Consider the following 23,904-nt stretch of genomic DNA (forward strand, 5'->3'; position numbering starts at 1 on the left):
TAACGTATGAAGTACTGATAGGACAAGGAGGGACAATATGAATGAAGAAGAGATGGAAGATGCATTTACCATGAGTGGGCATTACCGCTTATTTAAGAAACTCAAATATCCTTTATACATTTCAGGCGAGATGGATGAGGTAGACAGCAGCGTGCTTGAATCGTTTTTTTCATGGTATAGCTTTGATGAAGACCATCCAGTGTTCTTTGATGATTTTATCTATCACTTCAGGATTTTCAGGATGCTTGAAAAACGAAATATATTACCTGAAGTTTTTTAAATATTCCTGGTTCTTCATGATTTTCAAAAGAATGTTGGAGCTATTCACAAAAAGACAGCGACCCTCGGTTTGCTGCCTTTTTTCATTCTATATTTCTTTTACTACTTATGATAAAAAAACAAAATAGACCCTATTCTTCAACTGTTATACTTGTTCGTGCTACAAGGGAATTTCCATGGATTCCTGAATTTACTTGTTTGTTCCCTTATTAATTAACATATCGATATAGTCTTTAGATTCCTTTAGACCACTGCCAGTAACTATTCTGTATCTTTTAATCGCTTTAATTGTTTTTCCTTCTGCAATTAGACTTTTTAATTCTGCTTCTATGTCTTCTGTTACTGCATTAGATACTCCAATTTGCTTAGCGATTTTATCTAACGTTGTATATAACCGAGCAATGTCACTTCGTAAAAGACTAGTATCTATTGCTTTGCTTACTAACAAGATTCCTCCAATTATCCAAACAATGGTTTCATCCATAAATATCTCCTTCCTTCTTTTTACTTTATTTTTTATAATGCGAAATAGTCGTTTTCCGGTGGCAATCAAGCTTCTGCCTTTAAATAACTTCGTGATTAACCATCTGTGAACAACTACTTGCAGCTTTGCGACGAGCTGAAGATAGGCTTCTTCGAGTTCTCTGTGGCGCAGAAGCACGCCTCCTCGGTCGCTAACGACCTGCGGGCTCTCCGCCTATTTTTGTTCACAGTTTCTACAAATTGCAACAATCTCCTAGATTAGAGCCTTCTTTTAAGAAATAGTAACTAAATCTTCAAACTTTTCAGCTATAGTTACATAAAAAAGTGCTCATTTAGTGGCAGCAAAAACTGAACCTCCTACCCCCTGGTTAAAAAGAAGAGTTCAATGAAAATGTATCGCTAGTATGCTATAAGACTATATGTAGGGAGTGGTTTAATTTCGCTTGTTTCAATAAACGAATCTAACATTGTGACCTCGGATAGAATGAGATCCTTTAATTTTACTGGCATATTGATAATTTCATGCAGTTCGTTGTGTATGTCACTCTTCACTTTATCTACTTCCCATTTACCGTCCTGTAAATCCGGTGAATCGATTGTAATATCCTTTTTAATTTTCCATCCTGCTTGTTGAACAATCGCTCTTAAATCATTGGGAGTCAAAAAGGGTTCTTACATTGGATTCACTCTTTTGTTTAAAAGCTTCGTATTGTGCCTGAATTAGAATGGATAATAAATGTGGATATTGCTCAATGGAATTTATATTTGTGCTCCATTCGGCAAGGCAAAGTTGTTGTCCCCATTTTCTTACCTTTTTCATTATGTTAAGTAGTTCACTTGACGATTTTGTATACCAGGAACAATGGGAAAAAACAATATAATCAAAGGATTTTTCAGGAAAATCCACCTCGTTAGATAAAAGATCTACATTGAAATCTATTTTTACTTGTTTACCTAATTGGGATTTCATTAAGTATCCAGCAGATTCACCGAGTGAAACAGGACTTCCATATGTAGGTGAGCCTATATCAATTCCGTGGACAAAGCCTGTCTCTCCTGCATAATAAGCAAGCACAGCAGTTGTATCACCCTGTCCGCAACCAATTTCCAGTATTCTACTTCCGGTTTTTATATCCCAAAAATTAACCAGTTTCATGCGGTGTTCTGTTTGAACCTTTTGAATATGATAATCTACATTACTACCAGCCATACATTCTAGGATAGCTTTAACTTCACTTTTAGACATTACATCACTCTCTCCTCACTAATTGCATCTTATAGTTTTCGTTCTATACGAAAGGTGAATAATCCTTCTAGGTTAAACATACAAACCTACTATGACAAAAAAGCTGCCTTTATGGGCAGCTTGATTTCTATTTATTCAATTCTCAAATATCATTTTTTCTAAGTAAATATCTGTCTTAACCCAAAGTACCCTTATTTTGTTGGCGGGACCCTTTTAAGAGTGTCATACATAAGCAGCAAAATACTAACATACCAATTGTTACTGTTCCCAACATCATTCTTGATCCATAAGTATCAAAAATCAACCCTAAGATATATGGTCCTAATCCACTCCCAAGGAATAGTGAAAACGCAAAAACTGATACTGCAGTAGCACGTCCACTAGGCAACAGATCCGTAGCAAAAGTTTGTAATGTGGAATGGCAGTAACTAAATCCGAAGCCAAGAATGATAAAACCCGCAGTTAACGAAATCACGATTTGCCATCCCCAGATTATTGCGAAACCAAGTACCATTAAAGATGATCCAAGCACCGGCATCTTCTTAAGTCCGACATGCGTCATCACACTGGTAATGGTCTTGCTTCCGAAAAACGCTCCTACACTATAAGTTGCAGTCAACAGCCCGATCGCTAAATAAGATAAGTGAAGGGTGGAAACACCATATACCCCAAGGAAGGTAAAACCTCCGTAAAACACTAATCCTTCACAGAATACTAACCCATAAATTTGCCAGGAACGCTTGTTCATAAAAAGTAAAACATATCGCTGAAACATCGGTGTTGAATCTTTTTTTATTCCTTTTGAATCATGAGCACGCTCTCGAAAAATTGCAAGAATCGTAGGAATACAGGCTAATCCAAGTAAAAAAAATAGAATTCGATAAGAGAAAAACTGTGCGACTAATCCACCGATAACAATGCCCATTGCTTGGCCTATTGTCGAGAACGACATAAAAAGAGCAATCGCACGCGGTCTTTCCGAAAGTTCAAACCAATCCCCAATTTGAGCAAGTGTCGTCGGTATAATACCTGCCGCAAATACGCCTGTAATAATGCGCAAAACCAGTAACCAAGAGAAAACATGAACAACCCCGCAAAATACAGTTCCGAGTGCAAATAAGCACAAGGAAAATAGAATGGTATTAATTTTTCCAATCTTTTCCGCAATAGGTCCATAAACCAATTGAAACAGCCCATAAGGAATAGAATAAGCTGTTACAAGTAAAGCAGCTGAAGATGGGGTAGTATGCAGACTGGCTGCCATTGCCGGTAACATAGGCGCAATGGCACGATTATCTGCATTAACCATAAAACCGCCCAAACCCAGCGCCCACAACATATATTTATTATTCGAAGTATCCCTCTCCATACAGCCATTCTCCTCCTATTCCATAACAACCAAATTTTAGCCTCTTCCCGTTTTCTTATACAACTAACCTGCTCCTCCTATTGTAGAGCAAAAGACAGGGATTGCATGCTGCAATCCCTGTCCATTACCATTCATTAAGTTTCCAAAACCACCAAAGGTTCCAATTAAAATGAAATAACAGTAATACTTACTAAATGAATACTTTTTTCCTACTGTCAACTGTTCAATTCTTGATGGTCTTGGCTCTCTACAACGTATTTTTTAAAGGAGTAGCAAAATAGTTTTCGTTCCACTCTTCCTTTATCACCAATAAGGTTGAACCACTTCTGGCCAATATAAAAAGCGTTCGTTAACATTTTATCAATGATAAAAGATACACGTTTATTTTCGTCCCCATCTTCAAATTTTGTTTTAGAAGAAAGGGCTAGGATAAAATAATTTTTAAACTTATCTAATTCAAGTAATTTAAGATGATACACCTGGTATTGCTTTTGATTGAAATCCTCAAGAACTGTTTTAATACTTTTTTCTATATCTATTTCAAATTTATTTGCATCCCTTAAGGAGGACAACCGTGAATCAAAAATAGACATTGTCAGTATATAATGTTCAGCATAATTCTTCGGATCGAATTCTTCTTTCCCAACCTGTTTTTCAACCTCCGGTACGACTATATAATTTTTATAGTCAGCAAAAAAATCTTCGTTCATTTTATTTACCTTCTTTCATAACTTGAATGAATGGATAAAATAATTACTCTTATCCTTTAGCATTTGCTACTATCTGTATTAAGGAAGGTCGGACAAGTTGCTTTTTCTATATATTATTTATCTCGTAATCTTTTAAAAGTGTGTTGTATTTGTTTTATAACTATTCCATTATCAAAACTGGATTTTTTAACTATGGTTCCTTATTCTACAAAAAACTTCATTTATCCTTCTTCCAATCCTGTTATTCGATAACAAAAATGCCGCTTTAATTGACAGCACGGTCAGGATCCATTACTTTTGACAGTTAAGAAAATTGAATTAAAAAAACTCATATAACCCCTGTTCAAAATATTGAAATTCCTCGTGTGTAACTTTATAACGTTTATACCCTTCATAAAAGGCCTGTATGTATTCAGGATTATTTACAAAATTTCTAATCGCTAAGGATTCATCATATCGAGGGTCTCCGACAGTCATACCAGATACATCAATGAAAAGTTGAACTTTCCCGTCAATAACAAGGACATTATCTGTCGTACAATCCCCATGTATCATCGTTTGTTGAACTGGAAGAGGTTTTTCGTATTTTAGTTGAGATAACAATTCTAAACTGCGATCTGTTTGTCCATTTTCTATATAACTTTGTGCTTTTGAGGGTCATAAGTAACGGTTAGGAGAGCAACTTGGGACATCTTCCACCTCGTTTGAACAATTTTTATTATTATTAAATTCTATATAAAATTGTCTTCTCCCTTTATTTTTATTGAACTAAACTGCCCAATTGTTGAGGAACAAAAAAAGCCGCCGTATTGGCAGCATTCTTAATTCTTTTTTTTATGTCAGTTCAATAAGGTAGCATTTTTTATAGATCGATTGAGGGTTTTACTTAAATTCTTGTAATTCAGCTCCCAACAGTAGCCATTGCTATTTATTAGTACGATATTTTCCCCGTTCCAAATGCTGCCTCCATAATTAATATTATCTTTTGTTAAAATCAGGAGCTTTTTATATTCAAGGTTAGGTATAGAATTAAAGTTATCAGTTTTTGAATATCTTTTCATTTTGGATGCTTTTTTAGCGATTTTTAAAACAATATCTTTATCTGTAACTTTATATGTATGGTCCCCTCTATAAAAAATTACTTCTTTTATATCTGATTTGGGAAGATTGAATCCCCAAACTGATAAGTGAGTCTGTTTATACCATCCAAAAGATATTAAAATTAATGAAGCAATCGAAAAAATTATCGCTTTTGTTTTATTGCTCACTTTAACACTCCTTGAATTTGAATAATTCAACAAATGTTCTTTCAGACTTTACTAATAGAACTAGTAACAAAGACTGGCCCGTGAGGACTGATGTGTTTATTTTTTTCTGCCTATATAAAGTAAATGAGATGATATCCCAAGTAGGTGAGGGTTTGATGCTTGTTCTTTAATTAGATTTATAATTTTATTCACCTCATCCTCACCTTTATCTCTCCAGTAAGCCCAATTGTCCTTATTCAAAATAGCCCCTACATTTGATCCTATCAATTCCATAGTTTCGAATCCGAGTGACTCCATAAAAGGATTGATCTCTTCAATATTAAAGTAATACGCTTCAGTAAATCGTCCCGTATCTGCGTGATTAAAGCATCCTGTATGAGAAAAATCAATAATAGTATCGACATTATCGTTTGGCTTCCAATGGTCAGGGTACAAAAGGGATGTAAGGATATGCCGAACTCTCGGCATAAAGGCTACAAATACAATCCCGTTCCTTTGGGTCACTCTTTTCAGTTCTTCAATAGCTTTAATTCGGTCATTTTCTTCCTGCAAATGATACATGGGACCAAGCATCAATGATGCAGTAAATTGGTCATCATTAAGCATACTTAGATCCCTTGCATCTGCTGCATAAAAACCATTAAAATTCTTATCCAAGCCCATTTCTATTGCTTTATTTTTTGCCATTTCAACTAATCGGGGAGTTAAATCAGTTAGTGTAACCTGATAACCTTCTTTCGCGAGTTCTAAAGAATATTTTCCCGGTCCGGCCCCATTATCAAGTAGATATCCCATTTCTGGTATGTATTTTTTTATATAATGCCAGTTAACTTGGAACTCTATTGGTTCCCTTTCGAGTCTTCCCCACTCATCAAATTGATTATAGTAGTTTAATATATCACTCATTATGCTCTCCTCGTATATCTGTTTTTACTAATTTTTACAAATTCTATAAAAGATCTTAAAAAGCCTTCTTAGACAAACCTAGCTTTTAGATTAGCAACAAAAATGCTACCCAGTGGCAGTATAATATGTTAAGAATTCAAATTTAGGTTATGTCAAAAAATAAGACGTCCAATGGCTATTAATCTTACTCCTGATTAATTAATTAAAAGGAAGATCTTTTCTTAATTTATAAATCCAAGAGATAAATAATTGAACTAATTAGTATTCCTAATCCCCAAAAAAACTTATACAAAATTCAATTAATCTACGTTCTATTAATACCCATCCCTAAAATATGGTAATTTTACTTTCTATAATTACATTCGTGATATGAAAGAAAAATCCTCTATTATTAAACTGCAACTTTAGTGGAATAAAGGTTACGCTTTTATCATGAATGCTCTATTAAGCTTGATTGTTGATTTTCGCTCCTTGGCACTTGCTTTCTGAGTGCGGTTCGGAAGCCTGACAAACTTCGGCGTCTAGCCCCTCGCGGTCGCTTCAGTCCTGAAGTAAAAGAACGACTTCTTCGTCAGGCCCTCCAGCGCTTGTCGGGGCTGAACGAGGCACTTCCGTTCTTCTTTCTCCTCGTCACCTTCGTTCCTGCGGGGGCTATCCTGACCCACTTTTCCCGCTGGACATTGAATTTACATCATGGAAGCCGCCCACGCACGAAGGAAATGCGCAGCATTTTCGAGGAGTCTCGTGTCCTTCCGCTACAATCAACATAGATAAAAATCAACAATGTTCTTTTAACAAAGCCATTATATAAAGAAAAAAGCCACCTTTTAAGGTAGCCAGCTGTATAATTTCTAATTTTAATTTCCTATTCCTCAAAGTACATGTTTATATTCAAGGTTTTTTGTGATTTCTTCTAAAATTAACCTGTCGAATAGCTAAATATAAAAACCATACTCCTTTATTTTTCAACAAGTATACGGGAGAACAGTCTTATTTTAAGTTAAAGAGACCTTTCCCTGTTTCCATATTTATTGGCAATGATGAATGTTCATGTGTTATGGTCCATGATTCATTTTCTTTTCTTAAACCAATTGTGAATCTATTTGTCATCTGACGGAGTATCTCTCTAGAATTTGGGTGGTGAGCTGCAAATGTAACAGCACAATATACAAATGCGATATTCGAATTCTCTTCAATTACTAAATCATTAAAATCTACTTTTAGCAAAACACCTTCTTCACTCAAACCCTTGAACCACTCTATTACTGTTTCCCTCCATTGGGAAATTCCGCTGCTCTCCCAGCTTCCCCAGCAATCAAAGATATGTATGTCAGAGGCGTATGTGGATAGGAATCTTTCAATATCTTTCTCATAAACAGCAGATTTATAATTTTCCAAAACGTCGTGAACCTTTTTAAAACCAATGGTCATTGATTAGTCTCCTTTAAATTGTCGGAAATTTAAGTTTACTTCTTGCTATTACATTCTCTTCCCGAAACATTTTTTCCTTCTACTATTTCCAGTAAGCATTCAATTTCAGTTGAATGTCAGTTAAAGAATTGAGAATTCATCTACATTGAACAATTTGAAGAATTCTTTGTATAACAGAATCACCTTCTTCACTGTCTTTAATTACAAATAAATGGTCTGCTTCACCTTCTACTGGATCTCTATCACAGCTTCTTTCATAGAATCAGCCTGCTGCTTAATAAGCACTTCCTCAAAATTAGTATAAGCACCCCTAATATTGGTACTACGTTGGATTTGTGCAACACGAACTTGAAGAACATTATCTGGAATATCAAAATGGACAAGGATGCGGGTAACTTATTTTTTGGAAACAATTCTTCAAGTAAATACAATCTACCTTTTCGACTTCGATTTGAGTTACTAATTATTAGGTGTAAATCAGTATGTTGTATGGCATATTCAACAATAAGCTTTGTAATGTCGTGCTAAAGAGTATTAGGTCCTTCTTTTGGTTGTAATTTTTTATAAAAAAGATTTATAAATTCAGCATGGTTATCTTGATCCACTACTATTGAATGGTTTAACTCTTTTTCCAGGGCTCCTGCAAAGGTTGTTTTCCCACTATGTGTTTTACCAACTGTAATAATCAACAGCCTTTTCATTACTCCCACTCCTTTCCTACCGAATGGAATATTTCTTTCAAAAATTGCACTACCTGAGAGAACTTTTTCATTTGTTCCTTCTGCTAACCTCAGATAGTTCAATAAGTTCAACAAAAGAAGCGTATTGATCAACGCTAATGCGAGTTCAATAAGAATTAATTAAAGAAGTTTTTCATTATACATACTAATAGTGTGTAACTCCCCACTTAGTAAGTTATCTATTATTTGTTTTAATACATTTGATTCCCGTAATTCTTCGTTATCAAATTTAACAAGGTCATTTAACTTAATCCACCTGCTGTCTGAAATTTCATCTTCTGCGAGATGTAAAGAACCACCTGTTATCTCACCAGTAAAATGAAACAAAATGACCTGATGGTTTGTATTACTCATAAAATTATAGACACCAGTTGTGCCATTTAGTTTTACTTCAAAGCCTGTTTCCTCTTTTACTTCCCTGCAAGCTGAATAAAGAATGTCTTCTCCATATTCAATCCGTCCACTCGGAAAATTCCACTTATTCAATGCAGATGGCTTACTTTCTCTAATTATTAAGACTTCATCTTTTCTTAATATTGATACACTAACCACTAAAACAATCCCATTTTGAGACATTCATTTCTCCTTATGTATCTTATTTTTTAATGTAATATCTTTACTCTTTCTTTACTTAACGCCTGGTTACCTCCTTTCACTTCCTCTGAACTAAAAATTTACAAATGTCTTTTAAAGTGTTTTAGAGTCTAGACTTCCATTTGGCCTTGTATTTTGGCTACTTTTATTGTTGATTATAAAAGGGTAAAGGCATAAGAAAGTATAGAGAAAAATTTGTTTATTTATTGAAGGAAAGTGAATAGTTAGATTAAGAAAAAAGTTTAGTTTAAAAGGAGGTTTAATAGGATGCTAATTGGATTTATCATCATCATTGTGCTTGTTCATTTTTTAATTATTAGGCCCCTAACGCAACGAAATCGGTCTCAAAGATACGAATCAAGAAGAGATATTTATAATCAGCGGCAAGATTACTATGGGCCAGGTAGCCGAGGGATAAATGGCATGAGCGAAGGCGGTGGAATGGGCCGTTTCGGCACTTTTGCCGGGGGATTGGCAACAGGTGCCCTTCTGACCTATTTATTGGATCAGGGCAGAATTGGTTTTGATCAGTTTCAATATTATCAAAATATGCAGGATCATGAATTAATGCGGGAATTACAAGACCAAAATATTCTGCAGCAGGATGAAATTGATCAATTGCGGGAGGGTATTGGCCAACAGGATGAGGATGGAGGCCAAAATGAGGATAATGAGCAAAACAATTATGAGGGCACTGATAATACTCCTGATGACCAACAAGATAACAATGATTTTGGCGGCTGGGATAATAACTCCGATGATAACTGGCTGTAATAACAAAGAAATAGGCAAAAACTAACCATATTGATATTGTCTAGAATAATAGAAGTAACAAAAAGGACCTGCGTAAGGTCCTTTCATTATTTTTTAAATCATTTTTTTAATAAAAGAGGTATTTCCTTAACTCCTCTCACGATCATCCCCGGTCTCCACTCAAGTTCATCTTTGCTTACAGCAAGCTTCATATCTGGAAATCTTTCTAGTAGGCTCTTAATGGCAATCTCCCCTTCAAGCCTTGCAAGCGGGGCTCCAAGACAAAGGTGTATCCCTTTCCCAAAAGCAAGGTGCGGGCTTTTCTCCCTGGTAATGTCAAAGATTTCGGGGTCATTAAATTGATCAGGATCATGGTTTGCCGAATTTAAAGCAATGATCATTAACTCTCCCCTGCGAATGAATTTTCCTTTAAACTCCATATTTTCACTTGCCCAGCGGGAAGTGCTAAACTCAACTGGTCCATTAAATCTCAGTGATTCTTCAATAGCATTAGGAATCAATTCAGGCTGACTTTTTAGAAGATTGAGCTGTTCCGCGTGCTCCAATAAAGCAAGAATGCTATTGCCTATTAAATTAACGGTTGTTTCATGTCCTGCAATGATTAATAAAGAAACTACTCCATAAATTTCCCGTTCTGTGAGCTCGTCTCCTCCCTCTTCAGCCATGATTAGCTGACTGATCAGGTCGTTGCCCGGATTATGACGTACCTTTTCAAACCATTCACGAAGATATTGAATGAATTCATTCATGTGCTGAAACATATCCGCAGCATGTTCACCATTCGTTCCTTCAATTAGTGAATTGGACCATATACGGAATTTATCCCGGTCGGCGGAGGGAACCCCAAGAATTTCACAAATAACAATGATAGGAAGCGGAAAGGCAAATTCATCAATCAGGTTCATTTTTGTTTTGTCTGTTGCCTTATCTAACAATTCATTGGTAATTTCCTGAATTCGGTCTCGCATACCACTATTCATTTGTGGGGTAAAAGCCTTTTGAACAAGTCCGCGCAGCCTTTTATGATCAGGCGGATCTGAAAACAGCATATTATTCATGAACACACTTCCATACTCCATGCTGCCTCCATAGAGCTTTGAAAAATCTTTTACCACTCGGGGGTCTTTTAAAACTTCGATGGCATCTTCATATCTGGTTATGAGCCAGCCCTGACCATCAGGAAACATCATTTTATAAACGGGATCATTTTCCCTTAGTTTTGCGTAAGCAAGATATGGATTTTGAGTGAAATTTTTTGTAAACAACTCTGTTTGTGGATCCACCATTTAACTCCTCTCTTTTTTATATTTAAAAAATAACCCATAAGACAAGTGGATAAACCAAGAAACTTTTATTCAGAAGCAACTGCTATTATAAATTGTATGACTTGATAAAGGAGGGTTGAAAGGATAATCAGTAAGGTGATGATAGTAAAAACTCTTAGAGGATTTTTAAACCATTTTGGGATTTGTTCTATTTTTTTGGGAGTTTGAAATCCATTAACAATGTCTTCATGTTTTATAGCATCATTAAACGGTGCTCTATCTTCTGGAGGATCATGATGGGGATAGTTGACGGTCTGATGAATTTTTTTATCTTCAAAAGGGTTATTTGTAGAATTGTTCATTTTAAACCTCCTCGTATGTGTAATCTTTTAAATTCTAGCTTAGTTTAGCTTGAGTATAGATTTTGACTTCAAGATACTTGCTTTCCGCGCGCAGTTCGGGAGCCTGTCATACTTTAGCGACTCACCATTATATTTTACCATAAAAATCCAAATGATTTAAATAAATGCTATTGAATACATCTCTCCAAGATTGTAAAAAATAAACCAAATTCTATGTCTACGTTTTGAAGGAGAGAAACGATGAAGCAAACTGTTGCTGATTTACTTATTGATTCTTTATTACACGCAGGTATTAAACGCATTTATGGAATTGTCGGGGATTCCTTGAATGCCGTTTTAGATTCCATTCGCCGTTCTGGAAAAATCGAGTGGATTGGAGTTCGGCATGAGGAAGTCGCAGCGTTTGCGGCAGGTTCCGATGCGCTGCTAAGCAACAGCATCGCTGTTTGTGCTGGAAGCAGTGGTCCGGGAAATCTTCATCTTATCAATGGTCTGTATGATTGCCACCGCAGCCGAATCCCAGTATTGGCAATCGCTGCCCATATTCCTAGTGATGAAATCGGCAGCGAATACTTTCAGCAGACCCATCCTGAGCACCTTTTTAAAGAGTGCAGCCATTTTAGTGAGGTAGTAACAAGAACAGAACAAATGCCCCGTATGGTTACGATGGCCCTGCAGCATGCCATCTCTAAGAAGGGTGTCGCCGTTATTGTTCTCCCTGGAGATGTGGCAGCATTAAATGACTCAGAAACCGTTCCGGAACAGGTTTATCATGTCACCAATCCTATTGTCCGTCCATCTGATGAAGAACTTAAAAACCTTGCTGAATATCTTAACAAAGGAAAAAAAATCACTTTATTATGCGGAGCTGGCTGTGAGGGTGCCCATCAACAATTAATGGGGTTATGTGATAAGCTGAAGTCTCCTATGGTCATTGCCCTTAGAGGCAAGGAACATCTGGAATACGACAACCCATATTCTGTTGGTCTAACAGGCCTTATCGGTTATTCTTCCGGCTACCATGCAATGATGGATGCGGATGTACTGCTGATGCTGGGTACAGACTTTCCTTATCGTCAGTTCTTCCCGAAGAAATCCGCAATACTGCAGGTGGACATTCGGCCTGAACATCTGGGACGAAGAGCAAATGTTAATTTAGGTCTTTGCGGAGACATTAAGAACACTATTGAGGCATTAATGCCTTATCTAACAGAAGAACATGACTCTCATCACCTAAATAAACATGTTGAAGATTACAAAGGTGTTCGAAAAGGCCTTGATAAACTTGCTGTTGGTAAACCGGGCAAAATGCCGATTCATCCTCAATATTTAACTAAAATGGTGAGTGATCTTGCCAGTGATGATGCTGTATTTACCTGTGATGTCGGGACACCTACTTTATGGGCGGCACGGTATGTTGAAATGAATGGGAAAAGAAGACTTTTGGGGTCGTTCAACCATGGCACAATGGCAAATGCGATGCCGCAGGCAATAGGCGCTCAATGTACCGATCCAAAAAGACAGGTCATTGCTCTTTCCGGTGATGGAGGTCTCGCTATGCTAATGGGTGACCTTTTAACCATTCAGCAGCACAAGCTGCCAGTAAAAGTGGTTGTTTATAATAACAGTGCGTTAAGCTTTGTTGAATTGGAAATGAAGGCTGCAGGATATTTGGAAACTGGAACCGGTCTTCAAAATCCAAACTTAGCAACCGTTGCCCAGGGAATGGGAATCATGGGCATCCGGGTTGAAGATCCTGGGGATCTGGAAAATGCGGTGAAACAAGCTTTTGAACACGATGGTCCCGTACTGTTGGATGTCCTGGTCAATCGCCAGGAGCTCTCTCTTCCTCCACGAATCAATTTTGAACAGGCCCATGGATTTACTTTATGGATGATGAAGGCAGTCCTAAATGGTGATGGGGACAAATTAATTGAACTTGCAAAAACGAATTTGTTCAGATAATGATAAAAAAGAACATACATTCTTGCTATCTAAATAACTGTATGGTAAAATCAGGTTATTAATAAACGGAAGGGTGACCAAAGGGCGATGATTTATTAATCCTATTTTTGAAAAAATCGTATCACTTTTATTATGATTATTTTCTGGATAGGATTTGTATTGCCTTTTGGAGATTGAACACGATATACCACAGGTATGTCTGTCTTTTCATCACCCAAAAAAGCCTCCTCCTGTCCAGAATTCAACAGGAGGTTTTTTTATGAATGACAGTACAGTCAATGCAAATTCAGGGATGGGAACCCTCTTTAAGAACCGGTTCTTTCAAACAATCATAATGTCTGTTCTTTTTCTGCAGATTGGAATATGGGTAAGAAACTATTCTATTTTGCTCTATGTAATTGAAAAAACACACGAAAATCCCGTGGCCGTGTCCATGATTTCGGTAGCAGAGTTCGTTCCTATTTTTCTGTTTTCATTTATTGGGGGGACGTTTGCCGATAGGTGGCGCCCAAAACGGACAATGGTATGGTGTGATTTATTAAGTGCCATTTCTATTTTTGTAGTGCTTCTCACCCTGATGCTGGGAAGTTGGAAAGTCATTTTCTTTGCAACCCTGGTCTCGTCTATCTTATCGCAGTTTTCACAGCCTTCAGGTATGAAACTGTTTAAGCTCCATGTGCCGGAAGAGTTAACTCAAATGGGGATGTCTGTGTATCAGACGATCTTTGCCCTCTTTATGATTTTAGGACCAATCATTGGTACTTTTGTCTATCAGCGTTTTGGTATTATGACAGCGATTGCGGTTATGGGTGTGGCCTTTCTTTGCTCCGCAGCCAGTCTTCTTCTTCTGCCGCCAGACAGACAATTAGCAGAACAAGAAAAGAAAACGACATTAATGGGAGAAATGAAAGATGGCTTCAGTTATGTGTGGAGCAGTAAAGTATTAACACTTTTAGGTGCTTCCTTTTTGGCTGCTGGTTTGTCCATCGGTCTTACTCAGCCTCTAGGCGTCTTTTTAATTACTGAACGTCTCGGACTGCCAAAGGAATATCTGCAATGGCTGATGGCTGCATTTGGAATTGGTATGATCCTTGGCGGTGGGCTCACAATGGGAGTTGCCAGGAAAGCTCTTCCGCAGGTGCTTCTTGCCGTAGGGATGAGTGCAAGTGCCATTAGCTTTATGGTTTTGGGTTTATCGAATGAACTTTGGCTCACTCTAACAGCGCAATTTTTGGCCGGTTTATTCATGCCGTGTATTCAAATTGGAATCAACACAATGATTTTACAAAATACAGAGGAAGCCTTTATTGGGCGGGTAAACGGCATATTGAATCCCCTCTTTATGGGAGCCATGGTCGTAACCATGTCGATTTCAGGCTGGATGAAGGCTAACTTATCGATTGTTTTTATGTACCAAATATCCGCATTCCTTCTTTTGGTCGGTATTCTTTCTTTAATGCCGATTATGAAGCCAGTTTATGTAAAGAAGGAAACGTCTGAAGAAATATAAAATTGAGGCTATCCAAAAAGGATAGCCTCTCTTCATTATTTTGCAGTTAGCTCACTCTCGGTTACCCACTGATGGTTTGTTACTTTTTTTCCTCCAGAGGCAGGAGTGTAATCCACCATATAAACCGTTGTATGTTCTGCTGAATCGATAACAGCTTTTGCTCCCTTCATACCTTTCATATGGTCAGCAGTTACCTCAACTTCATCTTCTCGTTTATAAGTCTGGTTTTCAGCACCTTTTATCTCTTCCTGCACAATCCATTTGTGATTTGTTACCTTTTCTCCTCCTGTTGTTGGAGTATAGGAAATGGCATAAACAGTTGTATCGTAAGCACCTACAATAGTTGCTTCAGCGCCATTCATACCCTCCATATGAACGGCATGAATTACTGCTTTACTTCCAACAGGAAACGTTGGGTTTTTTGCTTCTTTGATTCCTTTAGGTAGTTCACCTGACGCGGACATATCCATGTTTGAATGATCCATGTTCATTCCTTCATGTCCTGACTTTTTGCTATGGTCCATACTTTCATTCTTTGACTGGCCGCCAGAGCAAGCTGCCAAAATGAATGAAATAATCATTAAAAAAGTGAGTAAGGTAAACTGCTTTTTCTTCATGTACATCCTCCTATTTTTTAATATAAAACCTATATTAAAATAAAAATGTGCAGAAATTGTGCAGAGCGTTTTTCCCCCTCTTTAAAAATCCTGCATTCTTCAAATAAAAGTGGGTTTGAATCTATTTTGTATATACGATTTTGTAGTGCTTCCTCTATTACTTAATCATCTCCTCCTATTACTTGGCAGCCTATTTCAACATAGTGACCATTTTAATCCTTAATAAAATTCTAATGTAATTCTAATATACTATTAAGGGTATCCACTAAGTTGCTGTAGTAAGTTATGAGAGTATTAAAAATTGAGAGGAGAAATAAAACTATGAAAAAGAATTTGTTTTTCTTATTCACGGCTACAGTGATCATGGCAATAATGTTAAGTGCTTGTAGCAGCGCATCTAAAACATCTCAAAACTCATCATCATCCAGCCAAAGTTCAAATGCTTCAACACAAAAATCAAAAACCACAGATACGTCAAAGACAACAGCTACTACTAATGATTCCATAGGAAAAGTTGTGGAGATTAAAGTAATGGCAAAGGATTTCGAATATGATAAAAAAGAAATCCATGTAAAAAAAGGTGATAAGGTAAAGATCACTCTACAAAGTGAAGATGGCGGACACGGTTTCACTATTCCTGCCTATAACGTAAACATCCAGGGTAATAAAAGTGCAGAATTCACTGCAGATAAAACAGGAACGTTTGAATATCACTGTTCAGTAGTATGTGGAACTGGACATGCTAAAATGACCGGAAAATTAATCGTAGAATAGTATTGAAACTAAGAGATAGGTTATTCCTATCTCTTTTAAAAATTGTAAATATCCTTTCTCACCTCTTCCAAAACGAATGTTCCAACTAACTATCTTTAAATAAAAATAAAAAAACCGCTTCACTAAATGCGGTTTTAAAACTTTCTAGTACATTTTTTTTTTTACTAATCTGATGCAATCTATTATAAAGATAGTGAAATATTACAAGCAGATTTCCAGGCTTGAAAAAATTCTTCTACTGATGCATACCTTTCTTTTCTTTCTTTTTTTACTGCCTTTAATGCTACCTCGTAGAGTTTCTGACCTGCATCCCATTTTGTAAAGGATCGGTCAAGTTCTCCACCTAATAATCCAAAAGCGATTGAGCCCATATTAAACACATTTGCTCTTGCATCGATTTCAGAACCTAGTTCAAATTCTTCTGGCGACATAAATCTTGATGAACCCCATAGTCTTCCCATAGTATTGATAAATGGTTTTTTCTTATAAAAATCAATATCACAAATCTTGGTGGTATGGTTTTTGAAATCATATAGAATACTTCCATCATAAAAATCAATTGCTACAAATTGATTCTTCTCAACATGTACATGGAAATCAAAAATACATTTCAATGAATGTAGACGTAAATCAATTGGTAATTGTCTAAAACGGTAAAATGGAGATTCGGGGTTAGTATATTTTTCTGGAGGAGGAAATGACCAAGGAGAATGAAGGCATTCTCCATCAAACCAATCAAATACCAATGCATATCCCTTAGCAACCTGAAAATGATTTAAAAATTTTATTAAATGTGGATGCTGCAGCTCTTTATAAAGAGGTAATGAATTCTTCAATCTTTCAATTGCGTCCACGGGTTTACCTTTATAATTTATAGTTCTTGCCCCTGCATACTTAATAAACTTTTTAACATCATCTTTTTCGACTCCAAAACTTATATTTCCGGAATCTTGTTTATCAAAAACGCAAAACACTCTGCCATGATCTTTTAACCAATCAAAAGCATGTTTTTCTTTTAAACGAAATGAAACATCATCAAACTGTGTATGTAACATATAACCTCCATTTAAAATTGAAAATCCTTCAACTTATCATAGATTTAACGCTTCTTTAATCAAGCTGGCAGCCTCTTCAGGACTTAGATTTGTATTGTTTGTTTTTATATAATTCTCCTTTGGAATTTCTCCCTCAAATGAATTTATCCTATACTTTTCCATGGTTCGTATTAAATCAGCTTATGAGTTTTCAATGTTTTTACAAAGTAAATGGTAACTCTCTGAAAAAATGTTATTTTAGCAATTTACATTTTATAAAGGTCTTGTTCTTCTATCTCAATATATTAAAAGCGTTTTTCTGATAAAATCAAATGGCTCATAGGTGGTTGTAAATACTCTTAATTGACATTCTTTTATATTCTTTTTAAGAAAAAATTCTCCGACTTCTATATTAATTCTTAGCAATAGTCATTTCCTCTATGTTCGGAAACTAAGTAAAAGAAGTGAAAGCTGTGGTCTTAACTGACTTTTATTAATATTGAAAAAATATAATCCAATATTACTTCTACAACTATATTGATTTTCCTTTTTCGGACAACTAAAAAAATGCCAATAAAGGCAGCGCGGATTTCAAGCACTCACTCTCACGATTTTCACTGTGCTAACGAACAAATAAGCATTAGGATCACTCGGAAATATATATAAATTTAATTTTTATTAAAGAAAATTACTTCATTAAGATTTTTTCATATAATAAAGTCCCCCGTCTCACAATATTCGATGCCACCTGCAGTATTCTAGAGTTTCTCCACTTAATCTTGATCATCGAGTTCAATAAAATAATGGTCCTTACGGTAAGAAACAGCCTCCATGGTTGCAATTAGATTATGATCATGAAAAATCTCGATCCGATAAAAACCAGTACGAAAGTTTCGTCTTACTTCAGATGCACGGGCAACTATTTTGTCACCTGGTTTGGCTGCTTCAATAAACTGGATGGTTGTAGAGAGTCCTACTGATGATTTTCCATAAGCATTACAGGCAACCGAAAATGCGTGGTCTGCTAAAGCATATATAACTGCTCCATGAACAGTTCCATACGCATTGACCATATGATCCTGCACCTCCAAACTGGCTTCTGCAAACCCAGCCTCAAATTTTATTAACTTAATGCCTAATGACTGAGCATACGGATCATTCTTAACTTGTTTATAAATTTGATCATAATGTTTCTCATAGATTTGATACTCATCTATTTTCTCCTTCACAATTACCTGCCCCCTTGATTTTCGAATATTTATTTCCATTTGAATTTGTAAAAAAGGCATTTTATAAGTATGAATCCATCATCCCTTAAGCTAGTTACAGGAAGATTACTCCATCTTTCAAACTCTCTTAATCTTCAATTGTTCTTCCTATGGGTCTTGAAACATATCTTCTCTGTCATAATGAGGGAAAATTGTTATATTGGTTATCCCTAATGCTATTAAATCCTGTATATCTAAGTTGTTCATCTGTGGTGTGAAAAAATCAACAGTTTTTATGTTTGTCCCAAATATTAAAGCTCCAGCACTTATACCCACAATTACTACATCCATGTTTGATAATTTTTTAAAACTTTATCAGCCCTACTTTTCTTTAAGTGATATAACAAATAAAAAGGATTTCCACATTTTATGTAAATAACATTTTAATTTAAAAGGGTTTCAGGGTTATCAAACTCTATATCTGTAAAATCAACTTCGAGTAATCCCATACTTTGCAAATCTTCTCTTGCCCTTAAGGGCAAACTTGTTGTGCTCCTTTTGTATTGATACGGTAGTTATAATAGCAGCCTTTTGATTTGCAATTGGTTTATTTAAAAGTTGAATAAAATGCTGTTTAATTTCATCTGTAAAGAACCCTTGGGATGTTAATAAAATCTTAGACATTTAAAAACCACTTCTTCCATTAAAAAGAGCATCCTTCTTTCTTGTATCCTGCAATAAAAGTTCCTATTCTTCCCTTGCGTCCATTGGAGATTCTAAAATCCTAAGAAATGATTTACCGCTATTATATTACGGACACACCCATTAAAATCATTAGTAAGGAATTATAAAACTTATTCTTTGGTTTCTTTTAAAAATTGCTATAACCATTTTGAATAAGCCTGCAAGAACGCAAATAATACCGAAAAACAACTTTTTTGTCACCTCAATTTAAGACTATCAACCTATAGTTAGATATGGTATTCAACAAAAATACGCATTAATCCTTCTTGACTTAAAGCTTCCAGAGGGTTGAATTCCTGATGTTATAGTAGCTTTTCCACTTTTTTCCATTATATTCCTTATCGTTTTACCCATTCATATCGATTTGATATCGATTACATTGAAATAATATATTGTTTAGATACATCGTTATCTACTAAAATAATCTTAAGATAATATTTTAAAAAAGGAATTAAAAATTTGTTTTCATTATTTTTAAACCATAGGAGGGTAAACATGAAGAAAATTAGCTTAGCTTGGCAAATTTTTATTGGACTGGCCTTAGGGATTGTTATTGGGGCAATTTTTTACGGAAATCCCCATGTTGAACAATATCTGCAGCCCATAGGCACTATTTTTATCCGTTTAATTAAAATGATTGTTATTCCAATCATTATTTCCAGTTTAATTGTAGGAGTAGCTGGTGCAGGAGATATGAAGTCACTAGGTAAACTCGGAGGGAAAACACTGCTTTATTTTGAAATCATTACTACAATCGCTATCTTTGTAGGATTAATCTTTGCTAATGTATTTCAACCAGGGACAGGCGTTGATCGTTCCCATCTCTCAAAAACTGATATCGGTGCATATGTAACGACAGCAAAAACGACCGAAACCCATTCAATGGCCGATACTTTTGTAAATATCGTTCCTGCTAATATTGTTCAGTCATTGGCAAACGGAGATATGCTTGCAATTATTTTCTTCTCAGTCATGTTCGGACTGGGAATCGCAGCTATAGGAGAGAAAGGCGCTCCTGTTCTCAACTTCTTTAGGGGCACCGCTGATGCAATGTTTTATGTAACCAATCAGATTATGAAAGTTGCTCCTCTTGGGGTATTTGCTTTAATTGGTGTAACGGTTTCAAAATTTGGCTTATCCTCTTTAATTCCACTTGGAAAACTTGTTCTCGTGGTATACGGATCAATGATTTTCTTTATTATTGTGATCCTTGGGGTAACTGCAAAATTGGTTGGGTTTAACATCTTTAAACTGATGAAATATTTAAAGGACGAATTATTGCTGGGCTATTCAACAGCGAGCTCTGAAACCGTACTTCCGAAAATAATGGAAAAGATGGAGAAGCTTGGATGTCCCAAAGCCATAACATCTTTTGTTATTCCAACAGGATATTCATTTAATCTTGATGGATCAACTTTATACCAAGCGATTGCCGCGTTATTCATTGCCCAAATGTATGGAATTCACATGAGTATCGGACATCAAATTACACTAGTGTTGGTGTTGATGCTTACATCTAAAGGGATTGCTGGAGTTCCAGGTGTTTCGTTTGTTGTCCTTCTCGCTACTTTGGGAAGTGTTGGTATCCCTGTCGAAGGACTTGCGTTTATTGCTGGAATTGACCGGATTCTAGATATGGCTCGTACCGCAGTAAATATTGTTGGAAACTCCCTTGCTACTATAGTAATTACAAAATGGGAAGGACATAAGCTTACAGAAGAAAGTATCGAAAATAAAGCGGCATAATATGTAAGAGTAAAGCCTGCAAAACGCGCTGAGGAAATTCAGCGCGTTTTTCTATAGCGTGTCCGTTTAATTGAAAACGTAATTATTTATTGGTTAACATCTTTCTCTTTCGATTAAATGGAAGAGGAAATTGCCAATTATAACGAATTGCCAACATGCGAATTGCAACTACTACTACAACAATTAGGGTTAGTTGTAAGGGAGTTGTCCAATCTAACCATATACAAACTGCACAGAGAATCGTTAAAACAGCGTGAATCTCTTCTCTTAGAGCCAATGGTTTCCTTCCAACTAATAAATCCCGAATCATTCCGCCGCCTACTCCAGTAAACATGGATGCCAAAACAGTAATCCCTAAACTATCGTATTCTTTAGTCGCTAATAGTGCACCCTGAATCGCAAACGAAGCAAGTCCAATTGAATCAAAAAATAAACCCCAACGTTTCCGTTGCTTAATCCATTTTATTGGCATAAATACGATAATCGTTAGAGTTATTAAAACCGTTAAAAATCGAAAAGCGATCCCATATGCGAGAAAGTGGGATTCCAATAATTAAATTACGGATAATAGCTCCTCCATATGAAGTAGTTAATCCCAACACATAAACGCCTATAAATGAGTATCTAGCAGCAAGTGCCACAAATGCCCCACTGGCAGCATAAGCTATAATCCCGATGAGATGCAAAACCTGCCAGGTCAAGGTTGAAAACCTCCTACATGTTAAACTGGATAAGGAATTAATATTTTTAACTACTAAGTAGGATTTTCCAAATTCACCTTTGTTATTCCTCTGTTAGGTTCTTCTTTCATCATCTATTTTCTCAGCCTGCACTACAGGCTCCCCTAGTAGAAATTTAATTCATTCTTACAGCTTCATTCTTTTCTTGTACAAAAAAACATCAATATTTCTAATCTTATATTTTCAATTGGACAGAGAATGGGTAAAGTAATTTAATACTTTTAGGATAATAGAGCATACTACAAATAAAAGGAGTGATTAAATTGTCTAAAGAAAACTTTTATATTCCAAAAGAAAATCCTGATAAACTTGATAATGAACCTTCAAATGAAGTAAATCAAGTAGCTCAGAGAGTTGATCTTGTTGATGAAATAATTAAAGCATGGAATGAAAATTCTTTATGAGATCTCTAATAACCCTCAAATTTTCTTACTCTCAACTACTCTCGCATTCCTTTCACTACTGTAATTTTTAAAGAGACCGTCAGTTGAAACGGTCTCCTTTCATTACTAATTATTTACAAGATGGTCCTTCAATTGCTCCCTCAACGCACGTTTGAGAAATTTGCCGACCGATGTTTTAGGGATTTCCTCCATGAATACAATGTCATCCGGGAGCCACCATTTGGCAAATTGGGGTGCAAGGAATTCAAGGAGATCATCCTTGCTGACTTTTCCCTGGAATGCTGGCTTCAGAACCACACATGCAAGTGGCCGCTCCTGCCATTGTGAATGAGGTACAGCAATGACACTCGCTTCGAAAATTCCCTCATGAGCCATTAAAGCATTTTCCAGATCTACAGAAGAAATCCATTCTCCGCCGCTCTTAATCAAATCCTTTGTCCGGTCAACAAGCTTTACGACTCCCTCTTCATCAACGGTTGCAACATCTCCTGTGTACAGCCAGCCGTCCCTGAACGCATCAGATGAACGTTCATCCATATAATATTCATCTGCAATCCACGGACCCCGCAAGAGTAATTCACCCATCTCGCTGCCATCCCAGGCTACCTCACCATTTGCCCCGATAACCTTCATTTCCAACCCAGGAACTAGAAGGCCCTGCTTTGACCTGACATCGAGCATATCCTCGTCATCAAGATCATTCTGATAGCTTTTCAGGCGCGATATAGTGGCAATTGGCGTGGTCTCAGTCATGCCGTATGCATGTAAAAATGGTATGCCGAATTTAGTTTCGAAAGCTTTTATGATTCCGCGCGGAGCCGCAGAGCCACCGCAAAGTATAGCCCTTAGCGAAGAGGTATCGTATGAACCGTTTTCCAGCTCATTCAGCAAACCAAGCCAAATGGTTGGTACGCCTGCCGTCAAAGTAACCTTTTCCGATGAGATTAGTTCAGCTAATAGCTTCGGGGTAAATTGAGGTCCAGGCAATACCTGTGTCGAACCAAACCAGGTTGCGGCAAATGGCAGGCCCCAGGCGTTCGCATGGAACATAGGTACAACCGGCATGCAAACATCATATTCAGAAATGGCTGCTGTATCAGCTAGCCCAAGTGCAAAGCTGTGGAGGACAAGGCCTCGATGCGAATAAACGACACCCTTTGGGTTTCCAGTTGTTGCGGAAGTATAGCACATTCCTGCAGGTTCATTTTCGTCCAGGTCCTTAATAAATTCAAATTTCCCATCGCTTTCGCTAATCAGCTTTTCATAGGAGAACACTGGGTCTAGGGTTGTGGAAGGAAGTACGTCGCTGTCTGTCATAATAATGTAAGCCGACACTGTCTTCAGCTGATCCTGAACCCGTTCGATAAGCGGTACTAAATCTTCATCGATCAACAAGACCTTGTCTTCTGAATGATTAATGATGTAGGCAATATGCTCAGCAGATAGTCTGATATTAATGGTGTGCAGGACCGCCCCCATGCCAGGTGCTGCAAAATAACACTCAAGATGGCGATGGTGATTCCAGGCAACAGTCCCTACTTTGTCTCCCCGTCCGACTCCAAGTCTTTCCAGAGCAGCCGCCAGCTTCCGTGTTCGAGAGCCGATTTCTTTATAGGTAAACCGGTGGACACCTGAAAGCGTTCTTGATATTACCTCTTTCTTTGGGAAAAATTTCTCTGCCCTTTCCAGCATGGAACCGACAGTCAAAGGAACATTCATCATTACACGCAACCCC

At 36.8% G+C, this 23,904-nt stretch carries 26 protein-coding genes and 2 pseudogenes; 7 read left to right on the plus strand and 21 right to left on the minus strand.

From position 1 onward, the window contains the following. Positions 1-37 precede the first annotated feature (37 nt). Positions 38-280 carry a hypothetical protein gene (locus tag G8761_RS15280; RefSeq protein ID WP_166028162.1) on the plus strand — a complete coding sequence of 81 codons (243 nt, stop codon included), beginning with the start codon at positions 38-40 and terminating at the stop codon, positions 278-280. A 189-nt stretch (positions 281-469) separates the two neighbouring features. Here the strand turns inward: G8761_RS15280 and G8761_RS26845 are convergent, their stop codons facing one another. The 11 genes and pseudogenes from G8761_RS26845 to G8761_RS15330 form a co-directional block, all read right to left on the minus strand. Beyond that, the gene (locus G8761_RS26845; protein WP_207789231.1) at positions 470-940 is read right to left on the minus strand and encodes a hypothetical protein; all 471 of its coding nucleotides are present in this window, start codon (positions 938-940) and stop codon (positions 470-472) included. A gap of 221 nt (positions 941-1,161) precedes the next feature. Further along, entirely contained in the window at positions 1,162-1,425 is a 264-nt protein-coding gene (locus G8761_RS27245) for a hypothetical protein (RefSeq protein WP_243450039.1), read from the minus strand. Beyond that, a complete protein-coding gene (locus G8761_RS15290; protein WP_243450040.1) occupies positions 1,412-2,008 on the minus strand; it encodes a class I SAM-dependent methyltransferase in 597 nt (198 codons plus the stop codon). Before G8761_RS15290 ends, G8761_RS27245 begins: the two co-directional genes overlap by 14 nt. Before the next feature lie 175 nt (positions 2,009-2,183). Next, positions 2,184-3,377 carry an MFS transporter gene (locus G8761_RS15295; protein WP_166028164.1) on the minus strand — a complete coding sequence of 398 codons (1,194 nt, stop codon included), beginning with the start codon at positions 3,375-3,377 and terminating at the stop codon, positions 2,184-2,186. A 215-nt stretch (positions 3,378-3,592) separates the two neighbouring features. After that, on the minus strand, positions 3,593-4,087 hold the full coding sequence (locus G8761_RS15300; RefSeq protein ID WP_166028166.1) for a hypothetical protein: 495 nt from the start codon (positions 4,085-4,087) through the stop codon (positions 3,593-3,595). A gap of 318 nt (positions 4,088-4,405) precedes the next feature. Then, positions 4,406-4,738: pseudogene (locus G8761_RS15305) on the minus strand (phosphotransferase); the annotation flags it as partial. A gap of 188 nt (positions 4,739-4,926) precedes the next feature. Beyond that, complete coding sequence (locus G8761_RS15310) at positions 4,927-5,355, minus strand: hypothetical protein (protein ID WP_166028168.1); 429 nt, start codon at positions 5,353-5,355, stop codon at positions 4,927-4,929. Positions 5,356-5,451: 96 nt separating this feature from the next. Further along, positions 5,452-6,261, minus strand: coding sequence for a class I SAM-dependent methyltransferase (locus G8761_RS15315; RefSeq protein ID WP_166028170.1), 810 nt, complete (start codon positions 6,259-6,261; stop codon positions 5,452-5,454). 990 nt (positions 6,262-7,251) lie between these two features. Next, a complete protein-coding gene (locus G8761_RS15320) occupies positions 7,252-7,692 on the minus strand; it encodes a YybH family protein (RefSeq protein ID WP_166028172.1) in 441 nt (146 codons plus the stop codon). Positions 7,693-7,828: 136 nt separating this feature from the next. Further along, a pseudogene (locus G8761_RS15325) lies at positions 7,829-8,393 on the minus strand (AAA family ATPase). A 159-nt stretch (positions 8,394-8,552) separates the two neighbouring features. Then, complete coding sequence (locus tag G8761_RS15330; RefSeq protein WP_166028174.1) at positions 8,553-9,008, minus strand: NUDIX hydrolase; 456 nt, start codon at positions 9,006-9,008, stop codon at positions 8,553-8,555. Between the two features lie 285 nt (positions 9,009-9,293). Between G8761_RS15330 and G8761_RS15335 the strand changes: the two genes are divergently transcribed. Continuing rightward, the gene (locus G8761_RS15335; protein WP_166028176.1) at positions 9,294-9,800 is read left to right on the plus strand and encodes a hypothetical protein; all 507 of its coding nucleotides are present in this window, start codon (positions 9,294-9,296) and stop codon (positions 9,798-9,800) included. Positions 9,801-9,898: 98 nt separating this feature from the next. Here G8761_RS15335 and G8761_RS15340 read toward each other — a convergent pair whose 3' ends face one another. Beyond that, the gene (locus G8761_RS15340; RefSeq protein WP_166028178.1) at positions 9,899-11,086 is read right to left on the minus strand and encodes a cytochrome P450 family protein; all 1,188 of its coding nucleotides are present in this window, start codon (positions 11,084-11,086) and stop codon (positions 9,899-9,901) included. 65 nt (positions 11,087-11,151) lie between these two features. Further along, complete coding sequence (locus G8761_RS15345) at positions 11,152-11,427, minus strand: hypothetical protein (protein ID WP_166028180.1); 276 nt, start codon at positions 11,425-11,427, stop codon at positions 11,152-11,154. 240 nt (positions 11,428-11,667) lie between these two features. Here G8761_RS15345 and poxB point away from each other — a divergent pair, with 240 nt between their 5' ends. Together poxB and G8761_RS15355 are read left to right on the plus strand one after the other, a co-directional pair. Next, positions 11,668-13,392: a ubiquinone-dependent pyruvate dehydrogenase gene (poxB, locus tag G8761_RS15350; RefSeq protein WP_166028182.1), complete on the plus strand. Its 1,725-nt coding sequence runs from the start codon at positions 11,668-11,670 to the stop codon at positions 13,390-13,392. A gap of 259 nt (positions 13,393-13,651) precedes the next feature. After that, entirely contained in the window at positions 13,652-14,902 is a 1,251-nt protein-coding gene (locus tag G8761_RS15355) for an MFS transporter (RefSeq protein WP_166028184.1), read from the plus strand. A 35-nt stretch (positions 14,903-14,937) separates the two neighbouring features. On the opposite strand, the gene G8761_RS15360 is transcribed toward G8761_RS15355, so the two are convergent. Next, positions 14,938-15,519, minus strand: coding sequence for a YdhK family protein (locus G8761_RS15360; RefSeq protein ID WP_166028186.1), 582 nt, complete (start codon positions 15,517-15,519; stop codon positions 14,938-14,940). Between the two features lie 321 nt (positions 15,520-15,840). On the opposite strand from G8761_RS15360, the gene G8761_RS15365 reads away from it, so the two are divergent. Then, positions 15,841-16,293 (plus strand): cupredoxin domain-containing protein, encoded by a 453-nt coding sequence (locus G8761_RS15365; protein WP_166028188.1) that lies wholly within the window; start codon positions 15,841-15,843, stop codon positions 16,291-16,293. 182 nt (positions 16,294-16,475) lie between these two features. Here G8761_RS15365 and G8761_RS15370 read toward each other — a convergent pair whose 3' ends face one another. The 4 genes from G8761_RS15370 to G8761_RS27255 form a co-directional block, all read right to left on the minus strand. Then, the gene (locus tag G8761_RS15370; protein ID WP_166028190.1) at positions 16,476-17,348 is read right to left on the minus strand and encodes a protein kinase family protein; all 873 of its coding nucleotides are present in this window, start codon (positions 17,346-17,348) and stop codon (positions 16,476-16,478) included. Between the two features lie 752 nt (positions 17,349-18,100). After that, positions 18,101-18,556, minus strand: a complete 456-nt coding sequence (locus G8761_RS15375) for a hotdog fold thioesterase (RefSeq protein ID WP_166028192.1) — start codon at positions 18,554-18,556, stop codon at positions 18,101-18,103. 147 nt (positions 18,557-18,703) lie between these two features. Then, positions 18,704-18,871: a Type 1 glutamine amidotransferase-like domain-containing protein gene (locus G8761_RS27250; RefSeq protein ID WP_338000966.1), complete on the minus strand. Its 168-nt coding sequence runs from the start codon at positions 18,869-18,871 to the stop codon at positions 18,704-18,706. Between the two features lie 153 nt (positions 18,872-19,024). Beyond that, a complete protein-coding gene (locus tag G8761_RS27255) occupies positions 19,025-19,219 on the minus strand; it encodes a hypothetical protein (RefSeq protein ID WP_243450042.1) in 195 nt (64 codons plus the stop codon). A 555-nt stretch (positions 19,220-19,774) separates the two neighbouring features. Between G8761_RS27255 and G8761_RS15385 the strand changes: the two genes are divergently transcribed. Continuing rightward, positions 19,775-21,025 (plus strand): cation:dicarboxylate symporter family transporter, encoded by a 1,251-nt coding sequence (locus G8761_RS15385; protein ID WP_166028194.1) that lies wholly within the window; start codon positions 19,775-19,777, stop codon positions 21,023-21,025. A gap of 82 nt (positions 21,026-21,107) precedes the next feature. Here G8761_RS15385 and G8761_RS27260 read toward each other — a convergent pair whose 3' ends face one another. Further along, a complete protein-coding gene (locus G8761_RS27260; protein WP_243450043.1) occupies positions 21,108-21,497 on the minus strand; it encodes a trimeric intracellular cation channel family protein in 390 nt (129 codons plus the stop codon). Next, positions 21,478-21,726, minus strand: coding sequence for a TRIC cation channel family protein (locus G8761_RS27265; RefSeq protein ID WP_243450044.1), 249 nt, complete (start codon positions 21,724-21,726; stop codon positions 21,478-21,480). The genes G8761_RS27260 and G8761_RS27265 overlap by 20 nt, the downstream gene beginning before the upstream one ends. 302 nt (positions 21,727-22,028) lie before the next feature. Between G8761_RS27265 and G8761_RS15395 the strand changes: the two genes are divergently transcribed. Next, positions 22,029-22,169: a hypothetical protein gene (locus G8761_RS15395; protein WP_166028196.1), complete on the plus strand. Its 141-nt coding sequence runs from the start codon at positions 22,029-22,031 to the stop codon at positions 22,167-22,169. Between the two features lie 105 nt (positions 22,170-22,274). Here G8761_RS15395 and G8761_RS15400 read toward each other — a convergent pair whose 3' ends face one another. Beyond that, positions 22,275-23,891, minus strand: coding sequence for a long-chain fatty acid--CoA ligase (locus G8761_RS15400; RefSeq protein WP_166028200.1), 1,617 nt, complete (start codon positions 23,889-23,891; stop codon positions 22,275-22,277). Between the last annotated feature and the right edge of the window lie 13 nt (positions 23,892-23,904).

It is taken from the genome of Neobacillus terrae, assembly GCF_011393025.1.
Lineage (GTDB): Bacteria > Bacillota > Bacilli > Bacillales > Cytobacillaceae > Neobacillus_A > Neobacillus_A terrae.

What these genes read in the sequence shown, in the direction of transcription:
- G8761_RS15280 (WP_166028162.1), top strand. Translation starts at nt 38, where the DNA reads ATGAATGAAGAAGAGATGGAAGATGCATTTACCATGAGTGGGCATTAC.
- G8761_RS15290 (WP_243450040.1), bottom strand. Translation starts at nt 2,008, where the DNA reads ATGTCTAAAAGTGAAGTTAAAGCTATCCTAGAATGTATGGCTGGTAGT.
- G8761_RS15295 (WP_166028164.1), bottom strand. Translation starts at nt 3,377, where the DNA reads ATGGAGAGGGATACTTCGAATAATAAATATATGTTGTGGGCGCTGGGT.
- G8761_RS15300 (WP_166028166.1), bottom strand. Translation starts at nt 4,087, where the DNA reads ATGAACGAAGATTTTTTTGCTGACTATAAAAATTATATAGTCGTACCG.
- G8761_RS15315 (WP_166028170.1), bottom strand. Translation starts at nt 6,261, where the DNA reads ATGAGTGATATATTAAACTACTATAATCAATTTGATGAGTGGGGAAGA.
- G8761_RS15320 (WP_166028172.1), bottom strand. Translation starts at nt 7,692, where the DNA reads ATGACCATTGGTTTTAAAAAGGTTCACGACGTTTTGGAAAATTATAAA.
- G8761_RS15330 (WP_166028174.1), bottom strand. Translation starts at nt 9,008, where the DNA reads ATGTCTCAAAATGGGATTGTTTTAGTGGTTAGTGTATCAATATTAAGA.
- G8761_RS15335 (WP_166028176.1), top strand. Translation starts at nt 9,294, where the DNA reads ATGCTAATTGGATTTATCATCATCATTGTGCTTGTTCATTTTTTAATT.
- G8761_RS15340 (WP_166028178.1), bottom strand. Translation starts at nt 11,086, where the DNA reads ATGGTGGATCCACAAACAGAGTTGTTTACAAAAAATTTCACTCAAAAT.
- G8761_RS15345 (WP_166028180.1), bottom strand. Translation starts at nt 11,427, where the DNA reads ATGAACAATTCTACAAATAACCCTTTTGAAGATAAAAAAATTCATCAG.
- poxB (WP_166028182.1), top strand. Translation starts at nt 11,668, where the DNA reads ATGAAGCAAACTGTTGCTGATTTACTTATTGATTCTTTATTACACGCA.
- G8761_RS15355 (WP_166028184.1), top strand. Translation starts at nt 13,652, where the DNA reads ATGAATGACAGTACAGTCAATGCAAATTCAGGGATGGGAACCCTCTTT.
- G8761_RS15360 (WP_166028186.1), bottom strand. Translation starts at nt 15,519, where the DNA reads ATGAAGAAAAAGCAGTTTACCTTACTCACTTTTTTAATGATTATTTCA.
- G8761_RS15365 (WP_166028188.1), top strand. Translation starts at nt 15,841, where the DNA reads ATGAAAAAGAATTTGTTTTTCTTATTCACGGCTACAGTGATCATGGCA.
- G8761_RS15370 (WP_166028190.1), bottom strand. Translation starts at nt 17,348, where the DNA reads ATGTTACATACACAGTTTGATGATGTTTCATTTCGTTTAAAAGAAAAA.
- G8761_RS27255 (WP_243450042.1), bottom strand. Translation starts at nt 19,219, where the DNA reads ATGTCTAAGATTTTATTAACATCCCAAGGGTTCTTTACAGATGAAATT.
- G8761_RS15385 (WP_166028194.1), top strand. Translation starts at nt 19,775, where the DNA reads ATGAAGAAAATTAGCTTAGCTTGGCAAATTTTTATTGGACTGGCCTTA.
- G8761_RS27260 (WP_243450043.1), bottom strand. Translation starts at nt 21,497, where the DNA reads ATGCCAATAAAATGGATTAAGCAACGGAAACGTTGGGGTTTATTTTTT.
- G8761_RS15400 (WP_166028200.1), bottom strand. Translation starts at nt 23,891, where the DNA reads ATGATGAATGTTCCTTTGACTGTCGGTTCCATGCTGGAAAGGGCAGAG.